Source organism: Salinivibrio sp. ML323 (genome assembly GCF_001995745.1).
Classification (GTDB): domain Bacteria; phylum Pseudomonadota; class Gammaproteobacteria; order Enterobacterales; family Vibrionaceae; genus Salinivibrio; species Salinivibrio kushneri.
The window spans coordinates 54,766-74,899 of sequence record NZ_MUES01000005.1 but is presented as its reverse complement, the minus strand read 5'-3'; the positions used below and the strand labels follow the sequence as shown (position 1 = coordinate 74,899).

The following is a 20,134-nucleotide window of genomic DNA, read 5'->3' as shown; positions in this document are numbered from 1 at the left end:
GATTGGCAACGTTTAACGGATAAACCGCCTCACTCACGGCCTGCACTAGGCAAGGCATATCGTATCAGGTAAGATTTCCGCAATCATTCCATTCATATCATAAGAGCGAACAAACAAGATTATGGCTGCAACCCCACGGAAAATTCTGGTGACCTGTGCGCTGCCTTATGCGAACGGCTCGATTCATTTGGGCCACATGCTCGAGCATATTCAAGCAGATGTATGGGTGCGCTATCAGCGCCTACGTGGCAACACGACTCACTTTATTTGTGCCGACGATGCCCACGGTACCCCCATTATGTTGAAAGCACAGCAAATGGGTGTCGAGCCAGAAGCCATGATCGCTGGCGTGCAACAAGAGCACCAAGCCGACTTTGATGGCTTTGATATCAGCTTCGATAATTACCACAGCACCCACAGTGATGAAAACCGCGAACTCGCCTCGTTTATCTATACCCAGCTACGCGATAACGGTTACATCACCAGTCGAACTATTTCTCAACTGTTTGATCCGGAAAAAGAAATGTTCTTACCGGATCGCTTTGTCAAAGGCGAGTGTCCAAAATGTCACGCCGACGATCAGTACGGTGACAACTGTGATAACTGTGGTGAAACCTATACCCCGGCAGAGCTGATTAACCCTCGTTCAGCGGTGAGCGGCGCGACGCCCGTGATGCGTGACTCTGAGCACTTCTTCTTCGATTTGCCACAATTTGAACAAATGCTCAATGAGTGGACGAAATCCGGCTCACTGCAAAGTGAGATTGCTAACAAGATGAATGAGTGGTTTGAAACCGGCCTGCAGCAGTGGGATATTTCCCGCGATGCGCCCTACTTTGGTTTCGAGATCCCTGATCAACCTGGCAAGTTTTTCTACGTTTGGCTCGATGCGCCAATTGGTTATATGGGGTCATTTAAAAACTACTGTGACAAGCGCGGCGACATCGACTTTGATGAGTATTGGAAAGCCAACAGCGATGCCGAGCTTTATCACTTTATTGGCAAAGACATTGTTTATTTCCATAGTTTGTTCTGGCCCGCCATGCTCGACGGTGCCGGTTTCCGCAAGCCAAACAACGTCTTTGTGCACGGTTATGTCACCGTCAACGGCGCGAAAATGTCCAAGTCGAAAGGGACATTCATTAAAGCAAGCACTTACTTAAAGCACCTTGACCCTGAGTGCCTGCGTTACTACTACGCCGCCAAACTCAACAGCCGTATTGATGATCTCGATTTAAGCTTGGATGACTTTATTCAGCGCGTGAATACCGACATCGTCAACAAAGTGGTCAACCTAGCCTCTCGCAACGCGGGTTTCATCAGCAAACGCTTTGACGGTCAGCTATCAACGGTTTGCTCTGAGCCTGAGCTATATCAATCCTTTATCGATAAAGCCGAGCACATTGGCGAGCTCTATGAGGCCCGTGAATTCAATCGCGCCATTCGTGAGATCATTGCGCTGGCCGATAAGGCCAACCAGTACGTCGATGAGAAAGCCCCTTGGGTCATCGCCAAAGAGGAAGGAAAAGAGGCTGAGCTACAGGCTATTTGCTCAGTGGGTATTAACTTATTCCGAGTGTTGATGACTTATCTAAAACCCGTGATGCCAAAACTGGCCGAACGGGCGGAAGGCTTTTTAAACGATACCCTCACGTGGGAAAGCATTGCCACTCCACTCACTGGCCATCAGATCACCAAGTTCAAGGCGTTATTTAACCGGATTGATCCGAAAGCCGTCGATGCCATGATTGCTGATAGCAAAGAAGATGTTGCGACCGAAGAGGCGGAAAAAGCCAAAGCGCAAGGGCCTTTGGCTGATGATCCTCTCGCGGATGAAATTGAATTTGGTGACTTTGCTAAAGTGGATCTCCGTATCGCCAAGATCCTTGAGTGCGAAGCCGTGCCAAAAGCGGATAAACTGCTCAAATTCAAGCTCGATATTGGCGGTGAAACACGTCAGGTTTTCGCTGGGATCAAATCGGCCTACAAACCGGAAGATCTGGTGGGCAAGCACACTGTGATGGTCGCCAATCTAAAACCAAGAAAGATGAAGTTTGGCATGTCAGAAGGCATGATTTTAGCAGCCGGCCCTGGCGGAAAAGAGATTTGGATCTTAGAGCCTCATGAGGGTGCCCAGCCAGGTATGCGGGTCATGTAACCTTGCTGCCTCGTCAATTTGCACAAGCAGAGAATAAAGAGCCCAGCCGGGCTCTTTTTTTGCCCAATAGGTGCCAATCCTCCGCCTCCCTGCACTACAAGAGGGCAACCACTCCCTAACACGGTGCGTAAAACGCCCACCATCAGACCCCGATCAAGGCCATACAAGGCGTGATTAACCTCTCAATTTTGGCATGCTTCATGCTCCTTCAGAGAGACACGCGAGCCATAGCAAGGAGAGCATATGGGATGGTTAGTGATGATAGGAATACTGGTGCTCACGATTGCTAGCGTGGTGGCGGTCATCGTGTATCGTCAACGACCGGATTGGCGATTGCATCAACTGCATGAGTTACGAGCTTTGCTCCAGCATGCGGGTTACCTCGCCACCCAACCGCGCGTCGATCCGTATGACTATCAACGATTGCTGGATCAAACACGTCAGTTACACCACTTGGCACCCCATGCGCAAAAGCCAATGTATCGGCTTTTTTTCCATCACCTTCACGCCTTGCCACAATATGATGATGTGACCCAGGCCAAGATGAAAAACCGCGCCTTGCAGCACCTAGCGTACTTGGTGGATGAAGCCATCCCGCCGGTGTTAATTGCCTGTGGTGATGACCACACGCTCTCGTCTTACCAACAAATTTGGTATGCCGTGTTAGAGCTACTTCAAGCTCGCCAACGCTTTTCCTACGCGTCAATACAACTGGAGAACGCAACGCCCAATGCGCACCAGTCCCTAAGCTTACAACAACAAATACTCATCAAGCGCTTAGCACAACTGCGCGACCTTGAATTGGGCGATGCATTCACCAATAAGGTTAATCAGGTTATCTCACAGCTTGATAATGTACACACCTTGTCACTCAATCGCCGCCTGGCGGTGGCACAGCAAGTCAACGCCGTGATGCTTGATGCCCTCGATACCTTTCTGGCGACGCTGCTCGCGCGCTTTCCTGCACCAAAGGATGATATTTTCAATACGCTGTCACCCATCAATGACTCACACCATCAATGATCAACCTCTAAGCCATTAAAAAGCCGGCGCAAGGCCGGCTTGATAGCATCATGATGGCACTTACCCAATATGGGTTTGCCCGCCCATATAGGGGCGAAGTGCTTCAGGGATCTCAATACGGCCATCCGCTTGTTGGTAGTTTTCCAAAATAGCCACCAAGGTACGGCCTACCGCCAAGCCCGAACCATTCAAGGTGTGCAACAGTTCAGGTTTTTTCTCACCTTTACGACGGAAACGTGCCTGCATACGGCGAGCTTGGAAGTCCATGGTGTTTGAGCACGATGAAATCTCACGATAAGTGTTTTGCGCGGGCAACCAGACTTCTAGATCGTAGGTTTTCGCCGCACCAAAGCCCATGTCGCCGGTGCAGAGCAACATCTTACGATATGGCAGGTTTAGCAACTGCAATACTTTTTCTGCATCCGCAGTCAATGACTCCAGAGCTTCCATTGAGTCTTCTGGCTTAACCACCTTCACCAACTCAACTTTATCGAACTGGTGCATACGGATAAGGCCGCGCGTATCACGCCCGTATGAACCTGCTTCTGAGCGGAAGCAAGGTGTGTGTGCGGTCATGCACAGCGGAAGATCCGCTTCATCGATGATTTCATCACGTACCATGTTGGTCAGCGGCACTTCCGCGGTTGGGATCAAAGACATGCCAATCCCTTCTTCCGTCGCCGGCTGGGTATGGAACAAATCTTCACCAAATTTAGGCAGCTGACCGGTGCCATAGAGGCTGTCCGCATTAACCAGATACGGTACGTACATTTCGGTGTAACCGTGCTCGTTGGTGTGCAAGTCGAGCATAAATTGCGTGAGCGCACGATGCATACGCGCCATTTGCCCTTTCATCACGATAAAGCGAGAGCCTGACAGTTTCACCGCACTGGCAAAATCAAGACCACCGGTGAGTTCGCCGAGGTCGACGTGATCTTTAACCTCGAACTCAAATTGACGGGGCTCGCCCCAGCGCGAAATTTCCTGGTTTTCAGACTCGTCTTTGCCACTAGGCACTTCTTCGGCCGGTAAGTTAGGCACGCCCATCACGACATCATTCACTTTTTGCTGGAGCGCCGCGAGCTCTGTTTTCGCCGCATCCAATTCATCACCCAGGTTTGCCACTTCTTCGAGCAATGGTGCGATGTCTTCACCCTTTGCTTTAGCCTGGCCAATGGACTTCGATCGGGAATTACGCTCTGCTTGCAGTTGTTCGGTGCGAATTTGCAGCGCCTTACGTTGTTCCTCGAGTTCACGCATAGCGTCAACATCAAGCGTAAAGCCACGACGAGCGAGTTGTTGAGCGGTTTGTTCCAGCTCAGTTCGAAGTAATTTGGAATCCAGCATGCTAATCCTGTGCTTTCGGGTTATTGACTGTAAATTGACGAAGTTAAACCTTACCCAAAAAGGGTAAACTTGCCTAGCGCTTTTGCGGGCTTTTTATATCCTGCTCTGCGAGAAAGGCGAGCTTTTCGGCGATTTTAATTTCTAGCCCACGATTGACGGGCTGATAGTAACTCGCCTCGCCAAGCTCCGGGGGGAGATAGCGCTCTCCCGCGGCATAGGCATTGGGCTCATCGTGGGCATAGCGATAGCCGTCTCCGTGTCCCATTTGCTCCATCAATGCCGTTGGTGCATTACGAAGGTGCATAGGAACAGGCGCATTCGCGGTGTCTTTAGCATCACGCAAGGCTTGTTTCCACGCGGTATAAACCGCGTTACTTTTAGGCGCACTGGCCAAATACACCGCGGCTTGAGCAATGGCGCGCTCACCCTCTGCCGGCCCTACGCGGGTAAAGCAGTCCCAGGCGTTAAGCGCGACCTGCATCGCGCGCGGATCGGCATTACCGACATCCTCTGAAGCGATCGCAAGTAGTCGCCTGGCGACATAGAGCGGATCGCCCCCTGCACTGACAATCCGTGCGTACCAATACAATGCTCCGTCGGGGCTCGAGCCGCGCACCGATTTGTGAAACGCAGAAATCAAGTCATACCACGCATCACCTTGTTTATCGAATTGCGCCACTTTTTCGCCAGCCACGTCTTTAAGCATCGACATCGTGATTTGGCCATCGGCCATGTCTGCCAACATTTCCAATAGGTTTAACGCCATACGTGCATCACCACTGCATGCTGCCGTTAATGCTGCTTTCACGCCGTTATCAAAGGCTAAAGACTGCTTACCGAGCCCTCGCTGCGCGTCGGCGAGTGCTTGATCAATCACCGCTTCCAAATCGCTCTCATCAAGGCTGGTTAGGCGGTACACACGGGCGCGCGATAGCAGAGCGTTATTAAGCTCAAATGAGGGGTTTTCCGTGGTGGCACCAATAAACGTCACCGTCCCCGCTTCCACATGGGGTAAAAACGCATCTTGCTGGCTTTTGTTAAAGCGGTGCACTTCATCGACAAACAAAACAGTACGAATGCCGGCTTGCTTGTTTTGCTCTGCGCGCCCAATCGCCTCTCGGATCTCTTTGACGCCAGATGTCACGGCCGAGATCTGTTCCAGCTCTGCGTTGGCTTGGCGCGCGGCAATATCGGCGAGCGTGGTTTTACCGGTCCCCGGAGGCCCCCAGAAAATCATCGAATGGAGGGAGCCCGATTCAATCGCCCGGCGAAGCGGTTTACCCTCGGCGAGAAGATGGCGCTGCCCGATGTACTGGTCAAGCGTGAGGGGCCGCATACGTGCGGCCAGTGGGCGAAAATCGTCTGCAAAGTCAAGCGGTAAGGTCGCCACAGTCACCTCCGAGGCAATTATCTTGGTTGGCGCTGATCGTCGACCATCACTGAGTCGGGTGGCGTAAACGAAAACAGGTCCGACGCCGGTGTTTGTCGACTAAACTGGCTCAGCGTAAACTGGCTCTGTTGCCCATCTTGCTCAACCACGGTAAAACCGGTCAAGGTACCATCCGGCTTCACCGTGACCTCAAATTCGCCAATGGTGCCTGTGGTTTTTGGCGTTAAGGTAAAGGTGTCAGCCTCTTGGGTGATTTGATAAGCCTGCCAATCACTGGGCTGATTGCGCGTGAGCAATACAAACGGCGTTTGTGCCGTGGCATCCTCCAGCCACATCGCCGTCACTTGCTCAACAAAGGGGCTGTAGTACCAGAGCGTCTCGCCATCGGAAATCATGATGGTTTCGTCGGGTGAGGTTGTGGTCCAGTTAAACAAATTTGGCCGCTCAATGGCGAGCCGTCCTTTTGCTTGATGAATCACCTCCCCTTCTGGGCTGTGCACTGTTTGCGAAAACTGCACACTGAATGCGTCAACCTGACTCAAGCGTTCCATCAGGTGTTGTTGCGCCGGCGTTTTCGCCTGCACCGATAATGCAAAAAATAGCGATATCACCACCATTAGGTGGCGGATAGCAGAGAGTCGAGTCATGAAACCTTCCATTCGATCAATCTTTGGGTGGCGGTGGCGCGATGACTTCGCGATTACCGTTATGGCCTGGTGAGCTTACGACACCATGTGCTTCCAGTTGTTCCACGATCCGCGCTGCCCGGTTGTAGCCAATTTTAAATCGTCGCTGGACGCCAGAGACAGAGCCTCGGCGGCTTTCGGTGACAAATTCAACCACTTGGTCAAAAAGCTGGTCCAGCTCCTCACCCTCTCCGCCTGAAGGCGCCTCACCCGGTAACAAGCTATCGGAGCCTTGATCCCCTTTGGTTATTTCGTCTAGGTACTGTGGCTTACCACGTGCTTTCCAGTTATTCACCACACGATGCACTTCTTCATCACTGACAAAAGCACCATGTACACGGATGGGGTGGTTAGAGCCATTAGGCATAAAGAGCATATCACCCATTCCTAACAATGACTCTGCGCCACCTTGGTCAAGAATGGTGCGTGAATCTGTCTTAGTAGACACCGTAAACGCCATCCGCGTTGGAATGTTGGCTTTGATTAAGCCTGTAATCACATCAACGGACGGACGCTGAGTGGCAAGCACTAGATGAATCCCCGCTGCCCGCGCTTTTTGTGCTAGTCGCGCAATCAGTTCTTCCACTTTTTTGCCCACCACCATCATCAGATCGGAGAATTCATCCACGACCACCACAATATACGGTAATTTCTCAAGTTTAGGCGCTGACTCATCCATCGAGTCACCTGGCTTCCAAAGCGGATCGGGAATAGGGTTATTGGCGGCTTCCGCGGCTTTTACTTTTTCGTTAAAGCCTTTTAGGTTCCGTACTCCAAGCGCCGACATCAGCTTGTAACGACGTTCCATCTCACCCACACACCAACGCAGCGCATTCCCCGCATCTTTCATGTCAGTCACCACCTCAGTCAACAGGTGTGGGATCCCCTCGTATACCGATAGTTCGAGCATTTTAGGGTCAATCATGATAAAGCGCACGTCCTCGGGTGAGGCTTTATACAACATGCTCACCAGCATGACGTTCACGCCCACCGACTTACCCGAGCCTGTGGTACCGGCCACCAGCATATGTGGTGCCTTCCCCAAATCAGTGATAATCGCTTCACCCGCGATATCATTCCCCAGCACCACCGAAATAGGCGAGTGGCTATTCTTAAAACGTTCGCTTCCAATCACTTCGGACATAAACACCGTCTCCCGGTGCTCATTGGGAAGCTCAAGGCCAATGTAGGGTTTCCCTGGGATCACTTCGACCACACGCACTGCCGTGGTCGACAAAGCACGCGCCAAGTCTTTGGATAAGCCAGAAATGCGCGAGACTTTAACCCCAGGCGCAAGATCGAGCTCAAAACGGGTGATCACCGGGCCTGGATATACGCCCACTACGCGCGCCTGGACTTTAAAATCTTCTAACCGTGCTTCAACCAAGCGGGCAATCTTCTCAAGCTCTTCACGTGTCGCCTGCTCTGCAGTATGGCGAGCGGGGTCAAGCAGATCGAGGGTCGGGAAAGGTTCTGTCGGCGTAGGTAAATCCGGCTCATCTTTGACTAAGAACGGGTGATCCAGTCCAGCCGCCTGCTGCTGATTTTTTTGCGCTTGGCGAATGGTTTCCTGAAACGGGTCGTCATCCTCATCCGCGCCACTGCTCGCTTGTTCTGTACGCTCAAGCTCGGACAGCCCATCTTGATTGCCATAAGTTGTGTCGGCGTGATGCTGACTCGGTGCGATTGGTGCACTGTGCAGATCATCAGATGGTGTCTCTTGGCCCGTTTCAATAGAGGGAGCAGTTCCAGTATCAAGATGTGGCGTGTCCACCTCAACGCGCGAAGACAATACAGGCGCAGCTTCTTCATGCTCCTCCTCGTGCTCGATAGCAAGGTGCCACTGCCCCAATGACGGTTCCTCGGGTTGCGCATCATCGCTATCGGTAGCGCCCTGATCGTCAGCAACATCCGAGTCTGTTGCCGAACGCGCTTGTCCACCAAAGATAATAGGCGACGCTGCCTTGTTCTGTGCCTGCTCATCGTTGGCGGAATTCTCCGCCTTCTCCGGCGCTGACGGCGTCAGGCGGCGTAGGTCACTAAGTTCCATCCGCTCAGACGCATTGGCTGCGGTGCTCTGTGTGTCGGTGTCTGGAACGCCTAACTCGGTAGGCGCGTCACCGCGAATCCGATTGACCGCCCAGGTGACGCCTTTTAGTGTCATGGCACCGAGATTATCAACAATGGTCAACCAAGAAATGCCTGTAAAGAGCGTAAAGCCGGCCGCCCAGCCAAACAGCATCACCAAGGTCGTCCCTAATACGTTAAATAGCGGCAGCGCCAAACTGTTGGTGACATCCCCCATTACACCACCAGAGGAAAAATGCCAAAAATCGTCAAAATTCAAATCGGCCAACGAACAGCTGGTTAAAAACAGGATAAACAGTCCCAAGATACGCGCGCCGATAATGGTATAATTGATGGGTTCATCGTCGCTGCGGCGACGCAAGAACACCCACCCCCCGAGAATCGCCGCTGGTGGCAGCGGATACGCTAAGATACCAAACGAAAAGAAGAGACTATCGGCGAGCCACGCGCCCATGGCACCTGCTGCATTGTGGACATCACCATGCCAAGCGGTTTGCGACCAGGATGGGTCGGCCGGATTAAAAGACAATAGGGCGACCATGGTGAACACGGCTGCCGCGAGTACCAAAATAAACCCACACTCTTTTAATCGCTGAACGCCATCTAAACGCGCTTTAGCACGAGCCGCTTTGGGCTCCCGACGTAAAGAAAACTCCATCATCACCTGTTTAATACTGTTCGTGAACCGCATTCCTCATCCTACTCTGAGGCTTGCTTATGTTGCCCTGACTTTATCACATTCATGCCGTGAGGGCAGGCATGATGCCTGCCTACGCCAAATCTTTACCGAGATATCACACAATCTTGTGCTATCCGCACAAAAAATAAGCCGAGCATGACGCTCGGCTTCAGTCTCGACAAGTGGTGCGTCGCACCCCATTTTATCACCTGGCTAACGGGTATGGATAACCAGATGATTACTCTGTTTCACCTCTTCCATCACCACATACGTGCGAGTGTCATTCACACCGGGTAAACGCAGCAAGGTTTCACCCAATAACTTGCGATAAGCTGACATATCCGCTACTCGTGTTTTAAGCAGGTAGTCAAAATCCCCTGACACTAACGAGCACTCTTGAATATCCTCAAGCGTTTGCACGGCTTTATTAAATTGCTCGAACACATCAGGCGCACCGCGGTTGAGTGTGATTTCGACAAACACCAACAGTGATGCATCCAAATACTGGGGGTTAAGCAGTGCTGTATAGCCAAGGATATAACCTTGACGTTCAAGACGTCGTACACGTTCTAGACAGGGGGTAGGAGAAAGACCAACACGTTTTGATAACTCAACGTTAGAGACTCGCCCATCCTTTTGAAGCTCGTTCAGGATGTTGCGGTCAATGCGGTCCAATTCCTTGGAGGGCTTTTTTTTGGTATCTACCATTTTTTATTCCACCTTGTTACTTCCTTGCAAAAAGATATACCAAATTAAATAACATCTAAATGATCTTTAGCATCAAATACTGGTTTATTGCCTTTATACTAGCCTGAAAATTGACAATATCAATAAAAAGCCAGCCGATAACACTGAATAAACACGAGGTGACAGCATGATCATTGGCGTTCCAAAAGAAATCAAAAACCATGAGTACCGCGTTGGTATGGTACCCGCGAGTGTTCGCGAGCTTATTTCTCACGGCCACTCTGTTTACATCGAGACCAACGCAGGTAATGGTATTGGATTCTCTGACGACGACTATAAAGCCGCCGGCGCGTCTATCCTTCCCACTGCTGCTGACGTTTTTGCGAAAGCAGAAATGATCGTCAAGGTAAAAGAGCCACAAGCCGTTGAGCGTGCGATGCTCCGCGAAGGACAGATTTTGTTCACCTATTTGCATCTTGCACCAGATTTTCCGCAAACAGAAGACTTAATTAAAAGTAAAGCCATCTGTATTGCCTACGAAACGGTAACAGATTCTAAAGGTCGATTGCCACTCCTTGCGCCTATGTCTGAGGTCGCCGGCCGCATGTCTATTCAAGCAGGTGCACAAGCGCTAGAAAAATCACACGGCGGTTCGGGCATGTTGCTCAGCGGTGTGCCCGGGGTTGAGCCTGCGAAAATCGTGGTACTCGGCGGTGGTGTCGTCGGCTCGAACGCCGCTCGTATGGCCGTTGGTCTGCGTGCTGACGTCACGATTCTCGACAAAAATGTCGATACCTTACGTCGCCTCGATGAAGAGTTCCAAGGACGTGCCAAAGTGGTCTACTCCACAGAAGAAACCTTAGAGCAGCACGTATTGAACGCCGATCTGGTTGTCGGTGCGGTACTGATCCCAGGTGCGGCCGCCCCCAAACTGGTTAACGAAGACCACATTAAGCGTATGAAGCCCGGCGCAGCGGTTGTGGATGTGGCTATTGATCAAGGCGGCTGTTTCGCGACCTCACACGCGACCACTCATGCGGATCCCACCTATATCGTCGATGATGTCGTTCACTACTGTGTCGCCAACATGCCTGGCGCGGTGGCCCGCACGTCTACCGTCGCACTGAACAACGCCACGCTGCCATATATCGTCAAACTGGCGAATAAAGGCTATCGCGATGCCTTGGTAGAAGATGCGCACCTACGCAACGGTCTGAATGTGATTGGCGGTCAAGTGACCATCAAAGAGGTCGCAGAAGGCTTTGAGTTGCCGTATGTTGATGCCATGGACGCACTAAAGGCCGCGCATTAATCGGCCACACCAATCATAGAAATCGAGGGCACCATCACGGTGCCCTTTCTTTACCTTTCTAATTTACCTACAATCAGTCCATTCAAAAAACGAACCTCTTTTCCTGCTCGGAGACGTGAATGAGTAACATTAAGCATGCGAACCTGTTGATCCTGGGTTCAGGCCCGGCTGGCTATACCGCCGCTGTTTACGCCGCGCGCGCTAACTTAAACCCCGTGATGGTGACCGGAATGCAACAAGGTGGCCAGCTGACCACCACCACGGATGTTGAAAACTGGCCTGGCGATCCTGAGGGACTGACAGGACCGGCCTTGATGGATCGTATGAAAGCCCATGCGGAAAAGTTCGAGACTGAGATTATCTTTGATCACATTAACGAAGTGGACTTATCCGCTCGTCCGTTCCGCTTAAAAGGCGATAATGGTGAGTTCAGCTGTGATGCATTGGTTATCTCTACCGGTGCCTCTGCGCAATATCTTGGCCTTCCATCTGAAGAAGCCTTTAAAGGACGCGGTGTCTCAGCCTGCGCCACCTGTGATGGGTTTTTCTATCGCAACCAAAAAGTCGCGGTGATCGGGGGTGGTAACACCGCGGTCGAAGAGGCCTTGTACCTATCAAATATTGCCTCAGAAGTGCATGTTGTTCATCGTCGCGACACCTTCCGTGCCGAGAAAATCCTCGTTGACCGCATGATGGATAAAGTGAAGAACGGTAATATCGTGCTACACACTAATCGCGTGCTCGATGAAGTACTAGGCGATGAAATGGGTGTGACCCAAGCACGCTTGAAAGACACCCAAAGTGATGAAACCGAAACACTGGATGTGATGGGTGTGTTTGTTGCAATTGGCCATAAACCTAATACCGATATTTTTGCGGGTCAATTAGAGATGGAAAATGGCTACATCAAGGTCGAGTCGGGCCTCAATGGCAATGCCACTCAAACCAGCGTTGAAGGTGTGTTTGCTGCCGGTGATGTGATGGATCATGTTTATCGCCAAGCGATAACCTCTGCAGGCACCGGCTGTATGGCCGCATTAGATGCCGAGCGCTATCTCGACGCCTTGGCGAATAATCAGTAAGCCCACGCTCTCATGCAGGCCGCCATTCGGTGGCCTGCCCAGCCTATTTGTAGGCTCTCATAAAACAATAAGACGATATGGATAAATCTAAACAGCGGGCGCTAACCCAATGGCTCAAGTCGCAGAGCACGTTAGCCAAACCCTGGTTAGTTGCGACGATTAGTATTGCACTCCTCTCCGGTGTGCTTTTGATTGCCCAAGCAGCACTTCTCGCCCACCTGCTGCACCAATTGATTATTGAACAAACGGATAAATTCACCCTACTCCCCAGTTTTCTGGCGTTAGCTGGCGTCGTATTAGCACGTGCAGCATGCAGCTGGGCCAAAGAGCAAACGGGCTACCGCTGTGGTGAAGTGATTCGCCAACATATTCGTCATTTAATCCTGAATCGCCTCGAGGCGTTGGGGCCGGTGAGCATTCAAGGACGCCCAGCAGGTAGCTGGGCGAGCCTGATTTTAGAGCAAGTAGAAGAGTTACAAGACTTTTTTGCCCGTTATTTGCCGCAAATGGCCATCGCCGTGCTGATCCCCTTGGTGATCTTGGTTGCCGTTTTCCCAATAAATTGGGCGTCGGGCGTGATCTTTTTAGTCACCGCGCCGCTGGTCCCCTTTTTCATGGCCTTAGTTGGCATTAAAGCCGCTGATGCCAACCGGAAAAACTTTAAGGCACTACAACGTTTATCCGGTTACTTCTACGACCGCTTACGTGGACTGCCCACTCTCAAGCTGTTTAATCGCGTTGAAGCGGAGGCCGAGCAGCTTCATCTCGCATCACACACATTTCGCCAACGAACAATGGAAGTGCTGCGCCTGGCCTTTTTATCATCGGCCGTGCTGGAATTTTTCACCGCCATTTCCATTGCCGTTGTCGCCGTCTATTTTGGGTTTAGCTTTATTGGTGAGCTTGATTTTGGTCACTATGGTGCCTCTATTTCGCTGTTTACCGGTTTATTCGTCTTAGTGCTGGCCCCCGAGTTTTATCAGCCATTGCGCGATCTCGGCACCTTTTATCACGCTAAGGCACAAGCAATTGGGGCGGCCGAGTCGATCGTGGAATTTCTCGATGCCCAGCCAGATACCGGCACCCAAGGTGAAGCCACACCTGATTTATCCACCGTCACTATCATCGCGCACGACCTGGAGGTACTCAGTCCCGACGGTCACGTATTGGCAGGGCCAATGTGCTTTTCTATCCAACCCGGTGAACAGGTTGCGCTTGTTGGCGTCAGTGGCGCGGGCAAATCTAGCCTTCTTAACGCTCTGCTTGGTTTTCTGCCCTACCGTGGTAGCCTCACCATTAATGGCTATGAACGCAGTGAACTTGATTTAACGCATTGGCGTCAGTCGATAAGCTGGGTCGGGCAAAACCCACAACTTTTCCATGGCAGTATTCGCGACAATATTGCCCTCGCTAACCCTGAGGCAACGCCTGAGACCATCAACCAAGTGATGACCCAAGCGTACGTGGATGAGTTCGTGATGCGGCTGACCGATGGCTTGGCGCATCCTGTCGGTGACCGAAATGGCGGGTTATCAGTGGGTCAAGCACAGCGTATTGCGGTCGCGCGAGCGCTATTACAAGATGGTGCGCTCTGGGTACTGGATGAGCCAACCGCAAGCCTAGACGCACATAGCGAAAACCGCGTGCTAGAAACCTTGAGTGGGGCAACCCAAGCCAAGACCTGTGTCCAGGTGTCGCACCGTTTAGACTCGCTCGCCCACAGTGACCAAGTCTGGGTGATGATGGACGGAAAGTTAGTACAACAAGGCCCCTATCATACTCTCGCTGAAACCGGCCCGCTGGCTGAGATGCTGGCTTCCGCCGATAGGAGAAATCTCGATGCGTGAACTACTGCCCTATCTCCGCCTCTATAAGCGCCACTGGTTCGGTTTGAGTCTAGGTATGGTGCTGGCGTTTGCTACCTTGTTTGCCGCCATTGGCCTACTCACCCTCTCCGGTTGGTTTATTGCCGCTGCGGCTGTCGCCGGCCTGGCGGGCCTTGCCACCTTTAATTACATGCTGCCCGCCGCCGGTGTGCGTGGCTTTTCCATTGGTCGTACCTTCGGCCGTTGGGCTGAACGTGTGGTCAGCCACAATGCCACCTTCAAACTATTGGCCGATTTACGCGTATCATTTTTTCGTAAACTCGCCCCATTAGTTCCTGGTCAAGGGCTGAATATGCGTGATGGCGACTTACTTAATCGCATGGTCGCCGATGTCGATGCCATGGACCACGTTTATCTACGCCTAGTCAGCCCGATGGTGGTTGGTATCGTGGGCATCCTGGCGGTAAGTTTCTTCCTAGGTTGGTTTGACCCAATGCTTGGCATGGCGCTTGGACTGATCTTGCTCGGGTTACTGATTGGGCTGCCGATCCTTTTTTATCGCTTGGGTAATGATCAAGGCCGTGCACAGTTGGAACAAAATGCAGCCACGCGCATCGCACTGCTTGATTGGTTACAAGGCCACGCCGAGCTGGCTTTATTTGGCGCACGTGATCGCTATCGCGCCCGCATCGATGACAGCGAGCAAGCCATGCTGCACGCACAAGCCAATATGGCGCGCATCACCGGATTAGCCAATGCTGTGCTCGTCGCGGCCACAGGGCTAACACTGGTGGCGATGATTTGGCTGGCGGCAGATGGTGTCGGTGATCATAGGCCTGGCCCCCTGATTGCTATGGTGGCCTTTACGACCATGGCCAGTTTTGAGTTGATGATGCCGATCACTGCCGCCTTCCAATACCTCGGCAAAACGCTTACCGCCGCGAAACGACTGAATGCGATCACGGAGCGCGCGCCCAGTGTCCCCTTCCCCTCACAAGGACATACTGGCCCTGCTGTGGGCGATATTAGCTTTGATAATGTCAGTTACCAGTACCCAGGCGCAGCACAAGACGCGGTTTCAAACATCTCTCTTCGCATCACACCAGGACAAACACTCGCCCTGTTAGGAAGAACGGGATGTGGCAAATCAACCTTATTGAGCTTGCTTACCCGGGCGTGGGATCCCACGCAAGGTCAAATCACCCTTGATGAGGTGCCGCTCACGCAATGGCAAGAAACCGCGCTGCGTGACGCCATGTCTGTGGTGACGCAAAGTGTTGATCTGTTCAACGGCACACTGCGCGACAACCTCACCCTGGCTTGCCCAGAGGCATCAGACGATGCCCTCGCCACTGTCTTGCAGCGCGTTGGCTTGGGTGGACTGTTAGAGGGTCAAGGACTCGATGCGTGGCTGGGCGATGGCGGACGACAGCTTTCAGGCGGCGAGCGCCGCCGCTTGGGGATTGCTCGTGGCCTCTTGCACCCTGCGCCGGTTATGTTACTTGATGAGCCAACCGAAGGCCTAGATGTGCAAACCGAGGCGGAGATCCTATCCTTACTGCAAGACCATTGTCAGGATAAAACCGTGGTGATCATTACCCATCGATTGGTTGGTTTGGCACATATGGACACTGTGTGTTTAATGGATGCTGGCCGCATTATTGAGCAAGGCACACATCAAGACTTGCTGGCACGTAACGGTCGCTATGCGCAACTCATGAGCTGCTTGTAACGAGAGCGTGTGATATGACCCTTTTTTTACCGCCTTTAGCGCAAGATGACTTTCGCTTTCCGCCCGTGAGCGAAGCGCTCTCTCACCCCGATGGCTTGCTCGCCATTGGGGGAGATCTATCACCTGCGCGGCTAATGTCGGCTTATCGCAGTGGTATTTTCCCCTGGTTTGGCGAAGATGATCCTTTATTGTGGTGGTCGCCAAGTGAACGGGCTGTGATTAAGCCCTCTGATTTTCATGCCAGTCGCAGTTTGCGTAAAGCCGCCAAAAAGTCTGCGTATACCATCACGCTCAATCGCGCATTCGAGACGGTGATTGCTACCTGTGCGGCCATTCGTGGGCCTGAGCAGACCTGGATTACCGATGAGATGCAAGTTGCCTACTGCCAGCTTCATCAGCAAGGGGATGCTCACAGTGTCGAGGTGTGGGACGGCGCACAGCTTGTCGGCGGGCTTTACGGTGTCTGCGTGGGCCGCGTATTCTGTGGTGAATCCATGTTTTCCAAAGCCACCAATGCCTCTAAATTTGCACTTTGGCAATTCAGTCAATATTTTGCGCAGCAGGGTGGCCGTTATATTGACTGCCAAATGATGACGCCACATTTAGCCTCTTTGGGTGCCAGACCTTGGACCCGAGACGCGTTTATCACCGCGTTGCAAGCACACCGTGACCAGCCCATTATCCAGAGCAGCCAACCGCAGCAGATCGCAGATTGGAGAGCATAATGAGTGTGGGAATCCAAGTTGGCGTCACGCCTGCAGCATCTTGCCAATACTTGCCTGATCAGGAAGAGCAACTGGCGGTGGTAATGTCGGCGGATTACCACACGCCCGAGAAATATGCCGCGCTATTAGCTGCTGGCTTTCGTCGTAGTGGCAACCTTATTTACCGGCCGCACTGCCCACAATGTCAGGCTTGCCAAGCGATTCGGATTGATGTGAACCAATATCAACCCTCAAAAAGCCAAAAGCGTCATCGAAGCCAGCTCAATCGTCTAGAGGTTAAAGTGAGCGATCAGCTTGATGCTAACTGGTTTGCGCTCTTTCAACGGTACATCGCCGCTCGCCATGCCGATGGCAATATGTATCCTGCCAAGCGCCAAGCGTTTCTCGACTTTATCGGTAGTGACTGGTTATCCCCGCGCTTTATCCATTTGTATCAACGCGATCATCACCAACTTACGCTGGTTGCCATCGCCGTAACTGATGTCGTCGACGACGGGTTAAGTGCACTTTATACGTTTTTCGAGCCAGAGCACTGCTTCTCACTCGGACGCGTCAGTATTCAAGCACAACTACAACTGGCGAACTCACTCGGATTACCTTGGCTCTATCTGGGCTATCAAATCGATGCCTGCTCAGCAATGCGCTACAAAGCAGACTATTATCCACATCAACGCTTTATCAACCAGCAGTGGCGGGCGTTTACCTGGCCGGTTATTCCACAATAGTGGCTATTTTTTCTAGCAAGGAGCGCCCCAACAGGGTAAAATTCGCACCCGAACTTTACAGACTTTCAGAATAGAGGCATTATCTGTCGGTCAAAAAATTGGCTACCAGAAGAGGCCTAAGAGGATTCAATGGCAAAAGAAGACGTAATTGAAATGCAAGGCACCGTACTCGATACGTTGCCTAATACTATGTTCCGTGTAGAACTAGAAAACGGTCACGTGGTGACTGCCCACATTTCAGGCAAGATGCGTAAGCACTACATCCGCATCCTGACCGGCGACAAAGTCACGGTTGAAATGACCCCTTACGATTTGTCCAAAGGTCGCATCGTTTTCCGTTCGCGTTAATCCTCCGAACGCGATCAAAAAACCCGGCAGCGATGCCGGGTTTTGCTTTTTCTCGAACCGATTAAGCCGGCTCCATTTGATCACTGAATTGGAAGTCCAATCGGTTATCTTTCAATACCACACGAACTGTCCCCCCGTTAACCAGACAGCCAAACAGCAGCTCGTTAGCCAGTGGCTTTTTCAAGTTATCTTGGATAACACGTCCCATCGGCCGTGCGCCCATAGCCTTGTCATAGCCCTCTTCCGCTAGCCAGCGCTTAGCCTCTGACGTCACCTCAAGCGACACCCCTTTGGCGTCCAGTTGGGCTTGTAGCTCAACAATGAACTTATCCACCACTTGCAAGATAACCTGTTCATCCAAGTGGTTAAACCAAATGATGTTGTCCAAGCGGTTACGGAACTCTGGCGAAAACACCTTCTTAATTTCCGACATCGCATCATGACTGTGATCTTGCTGAATCAAGCCAATAGACTTACGCACCGTCTCGGCGACGCCGGCGTTAGTGGTCATCACCAAGATGACATTGCGGAAATCGGCTTTGCGCCCGTTATTGTCAGTCAGGGTGCCATTGTCCATTACTTGCAAGAGCAAGTTAAACACGTCTGGATGCGCTTTCTCGATTTCATCAAGCAGCACCACACTGTATGGGTGCTTGATCACCGCATCAGTCAGCAACCCACCCTGATCGTACCCCACATAGCCTGGGGGCGCGCCAATCAAGCGGCTCACTGTGTGACGCTCCATGTACTCCGACATATCAAAGCGCTGCAGCTCAATACCCATGGCGCGGGCCAATTGTACCGTGACCTCGGTTTTACCAACCCCGGTAGGTCCGGCAAACAAGAACGAGCCGACCGGTTTGTTATCATCGCCCAAGCCTGCGCGGCTCAGCTTGATCGCTTCAGACAGCGCCGTGATGGCAGTATCTTGACCAAACACCAGCATTTTGAGCTTGTCATCCAGTGATTGCAGCACGTCTTTATCGGACGACGAAATCGACTTCTCAGGAATACGGGCCATTTTCGCAATCATACTCTCAACGTCAGGGACATTGACCGTCTTCTTGCGTTTGCTGGCTGGCGCCATACGACACCGCGCCCCCGCCTCATCAATCACATCGATCGCTTTATCTGGCAAATGACGCTCATTAATGTATTTTGCCGACAGCTCGACCGCGGCACGAATCGCCTTGTTGGTGTAACGCACTTCGTGATGAGCCTCATATTTCGGCTTCAGACCCATCAAAATCTTGGTGGTGTCATCAATAGAGGGCTCAATCACATCGATTTTCTGAAAACGGCGCGCCAGTGCCCGCTCTTTTTCGAAGATAGAACCATACTCTTGGTAGGTCGTCGAGCCAATACAGCGTAACTTTCCGCTACTCAATAGCGGCTTAATCAAGTTTGCGGCATCGACCTGGCCACCACTCGCCGCACCAGCGCCAATGATGGTGTGGATCTCATCGATAAAGAGTACCGCGTGATCCTCTTTTTCGAGTTGCTTTAAGATCGATTTAAAGCGCTTTTCAAAGTCGCCACGGTATTTGGTGCCCGCGAGCAAAGAGCCAATATCGAGCGAATAAATCACGCAATCTTTGATCACATCTGGCACTTGCCCTTCAACAATGCGCCACGCGAGCCCTTCCGCAATCGCTGTTTTACCGACCCCGGCTTCGCCAACCAACAGGGGGTTATTCTTGCGACGGCGACACAATACCTGGATGGTGCGTTCGAGCTCTTTATCACGACCAATGAGTGGATCAATACCGCCAACACGTGCGAGCTGATTGAGGTTGGTTGCGAAGTTCTCCAAACGATCTTCACCCGGCTCCGCACCGGCCTCATCAGCCCCCATGTCACTACTGGGTAGATCGTCGCCTTCATCTTTCGTGGTGCCATGAGAGATATAGTTGACCACGTCAAGGCGACTCACGTCGTTCTTTTTAAGCAGATAAGCGGCGTGGGATTCTTGTTCGCTGAAGATCGCCACCAACACGTTCGCACCGCTTACTTCGCTACGACCGGATGACTGCACATGAAAAACAGCTCGTTGGAGTACGCGCTGGAAACTCAGCGTTGGCTGCGTCTCTCGCGACTCGTCGTCCGCAGGGATTAGCGGTGTGGTTTGCTCAATAAACGCATCAAGTTCTTTGCGCAGCGCCTCCAAATCTGCACGGCACGCGACCAGCGCATCGTGCGCGGCCGCATTATCGATCAACGCGAGAAGCAGGTGCTCCACCGTCATGAATTCGTGGCGTTTTTCACGCGCTCGTGCAAACGCGCCATTCAAACTGGCTTCAAGTTCTTTGTTAAGCATAAAGGCACC

At 52.1% G+C, this 20,134-nt stretch carries 15 protein-coding genes; 9 read left to right on the top strand and 6 right to left on the bottom strand.

Translation table 11 applies throughout. The annotated features are described in order from the left end of the window. Positions 1-121 precede the first annotated feature (121 nt). Positions 122-2,158, top strand: coding sequence for a methionine--tRNA ligase (gene metG / locus BZG13_RS05270; RefSeq protein WP_077485613.1), 2,037 nt, complete (start codon positions 122-124; stop codon positions 2,156-2,158). Between the two features lie 243 nt (positions 2,159-2,401). After that, positions 2,402-3,181, top strand: a complete 780-nt coding sequence (locus BZG13_RS05265) for a hypothetical protein (RefSeq protein ID WP_077485611.1) — start codon at positions 2,402-2,404, stop codon at positions 3,179-3,181. A gap of 60 nt (positions 3,182-3,241) precedes the next feature. Here the strand turns inward: BZG13_RS05265 and serS are convergent, their stop codons facing one another. The 5 genes from serS to lrp all read right to left on the bottom strand — a co-directional run bounded on the left by serS (position 3,242) and on the right by lrp (position 10,079). Next, positions 3,242-4,528, bottom strand: coding sequence for a serine--tRNA ligase (serS, locus tag BZG13_RS05260; protein WP_077485609.1), 1,287 nt, complete (start codon positions 4,526-4,528; stop codon positions 3,242-3,244). Between the two features lie 73 nt (positions 4,529-4,601). Continuing rightward, a complete protein-coding gene (locus BZG13_RS05255) occupies positions 4,602-5,924 on the bottom strand; it encodes a replication-associated recombination protein A (protein WP_443216353.1) in 1,323 nt (440 codons plus the stop codon). An 11-nt stretch (positions 5,925-5,935) separates the two neighbouring features. Next, entirely contained in the window at positions 5,936-6,535 is a 600-nt protein-coding gene (gene lolA, locus BZG13_RS05250; protein WP_077485765.1) for an outer membrane lipoprotein chaperone LolA, read from the bottom strand. Between the two features lie 46 nt (positions 6,536-6,581). Further along, on the bottom strand, positions 6,582-9,353 hold the full coding sequence (locus BZG13_RS05245; RefSeq protein ID WP_443216354.1) for a DNA translocase FtsK 4TM domain-containing protein: 2,772 nt from the start codon (positions 9,351-9,353) through the stop codon (positions 6,582-6,584). A 231-nt stretch (positions 9,354-9,584) separates the two neighbouring features. Beyond that, positions 9,585-10,079: a leucine-responsive transcriptional regulator Lrp gene (gene lrp, locus BZG13_RS05240; RefSeq protein ID WP_046073519.1), complete on the bottom strand. Its 495-nt coding sequence runs from the start codon at positions 10,077-10,079 to the stop codon at positions 9,585-9,587. Positions 10,080-10,245: 166 nt separating this feature from the next. Between lrp and ald the strand changes: the two genes are divergently transcribed. The 7 genes from ald to infA all read left to right on the top strand — a co-directional run bounded on the left by ald (position 10,246) and on the right by infA (position 17,808). Next, positions 10,246-11,370, top strand: a complete 1,125-nt coding sequence (ald, locus tag BZG13_RS05235) for an alanine dehydrogenase (RefSeq protein WP_069361442.1) — start codon at positions 10,246-10,248, stop codon at positions 11,368-11,370. A gap of 119 nt (positions 11,371-11,489) precedes the next feature. Beyond that, positions 11,490-12,452: a thioredoxin-disulfide reductase gene (gene trxB, locus BZG13_RS05230; protein WP_069361441.1), complete on the top strand. Its 963-nt coding sequence runs from the start codon at positions 11,490-11,492 to the stop codon at positions 12,450-12,452. 77 nt (positions 12,453-12,529) lie between these two features. Then, entirely contained in the window at positions 12,530-14,299 is a 1,770-nt protein-coding gene (gene cydD / locus BZG13_RS05225; protein WP_077485607.1) for a heme ABC transporter permease/ATP-binding protein CydD, read from the top strand. Beyond that, positions 14,292-16,010, top strand: a complete 1,719-nt coding sequence (gene cydC / locus BZG13_RS05220) for a heme ABC transporter ATP-binding protein/permease CydC (RefSeq protein ID WP_077485605.1) — start codon at positions 14,292-14,294, stop codon at positions 16,008-16,010. Before cydD ends, cydC begins: the two co-directional genes overlap by 8 nt. A 14-nt stretch (positions 16,011-16,024) precedes the next feature. After that, positions 16,025-16,735: a leucyl/phenylalanyl-tRNA--protein transferase gene (gene aat / locus BZG13_RS05215; RefSeq protein ID WP_077485603.1), complete on the top strand. Its 711-nt coding sequence runs from the start codon at positions 16,025-16,027 to the stop codon at positions 16,733-16,735. Then, positions 16,735-17,460, top strand: coding sequence for an arginyltransferase (locus tag BZG13_RS05210; protein WP_108743515.1), 726 nt, complete (start codon positions 16,735-16,737; stop codon positions 17,458-17,460). The genes aat and BZG13_RS05210 overlap by 1 nt, the downstream gene beginning before the upstream one ends. 129 nt (positions 17,461-17,589) lie before the next feature. After that, the gene (gene infA, locus BZG13_RS05205) at positions 17,590-17,808 is read left to right on the top strand and encodes a translation initiation factor IF-1 (RefSeq protein ID WP_021022425.1); all 219 of its coding nucleotides are present in this window, start codon (positions 17,590-17,592) and stop codon (positions 17,806-17,808) included. Positions 17,809-17,869: 61 nt separating this feature from the next. Here infA and clpA read toward each other — a convergent pair whose 3' ends face one another. Beyond that, positions 17,870-20,125 carry an ATP-dependent Clp protease ATP-binding subunit ClpA gene (gene clpA / locus BZG13_RS05200; RefSeq protein WP_077485600.1) on the bottom strand — a complete coding sequence of 752 codons (2,256 nt, stop codon included), beginning with the start codon at positions 20,123-20,125 and terminating at the stop codon, positions 17,870-17,872. Positions 20,126-20,134 lie beyond the last annotated feature (9 nt).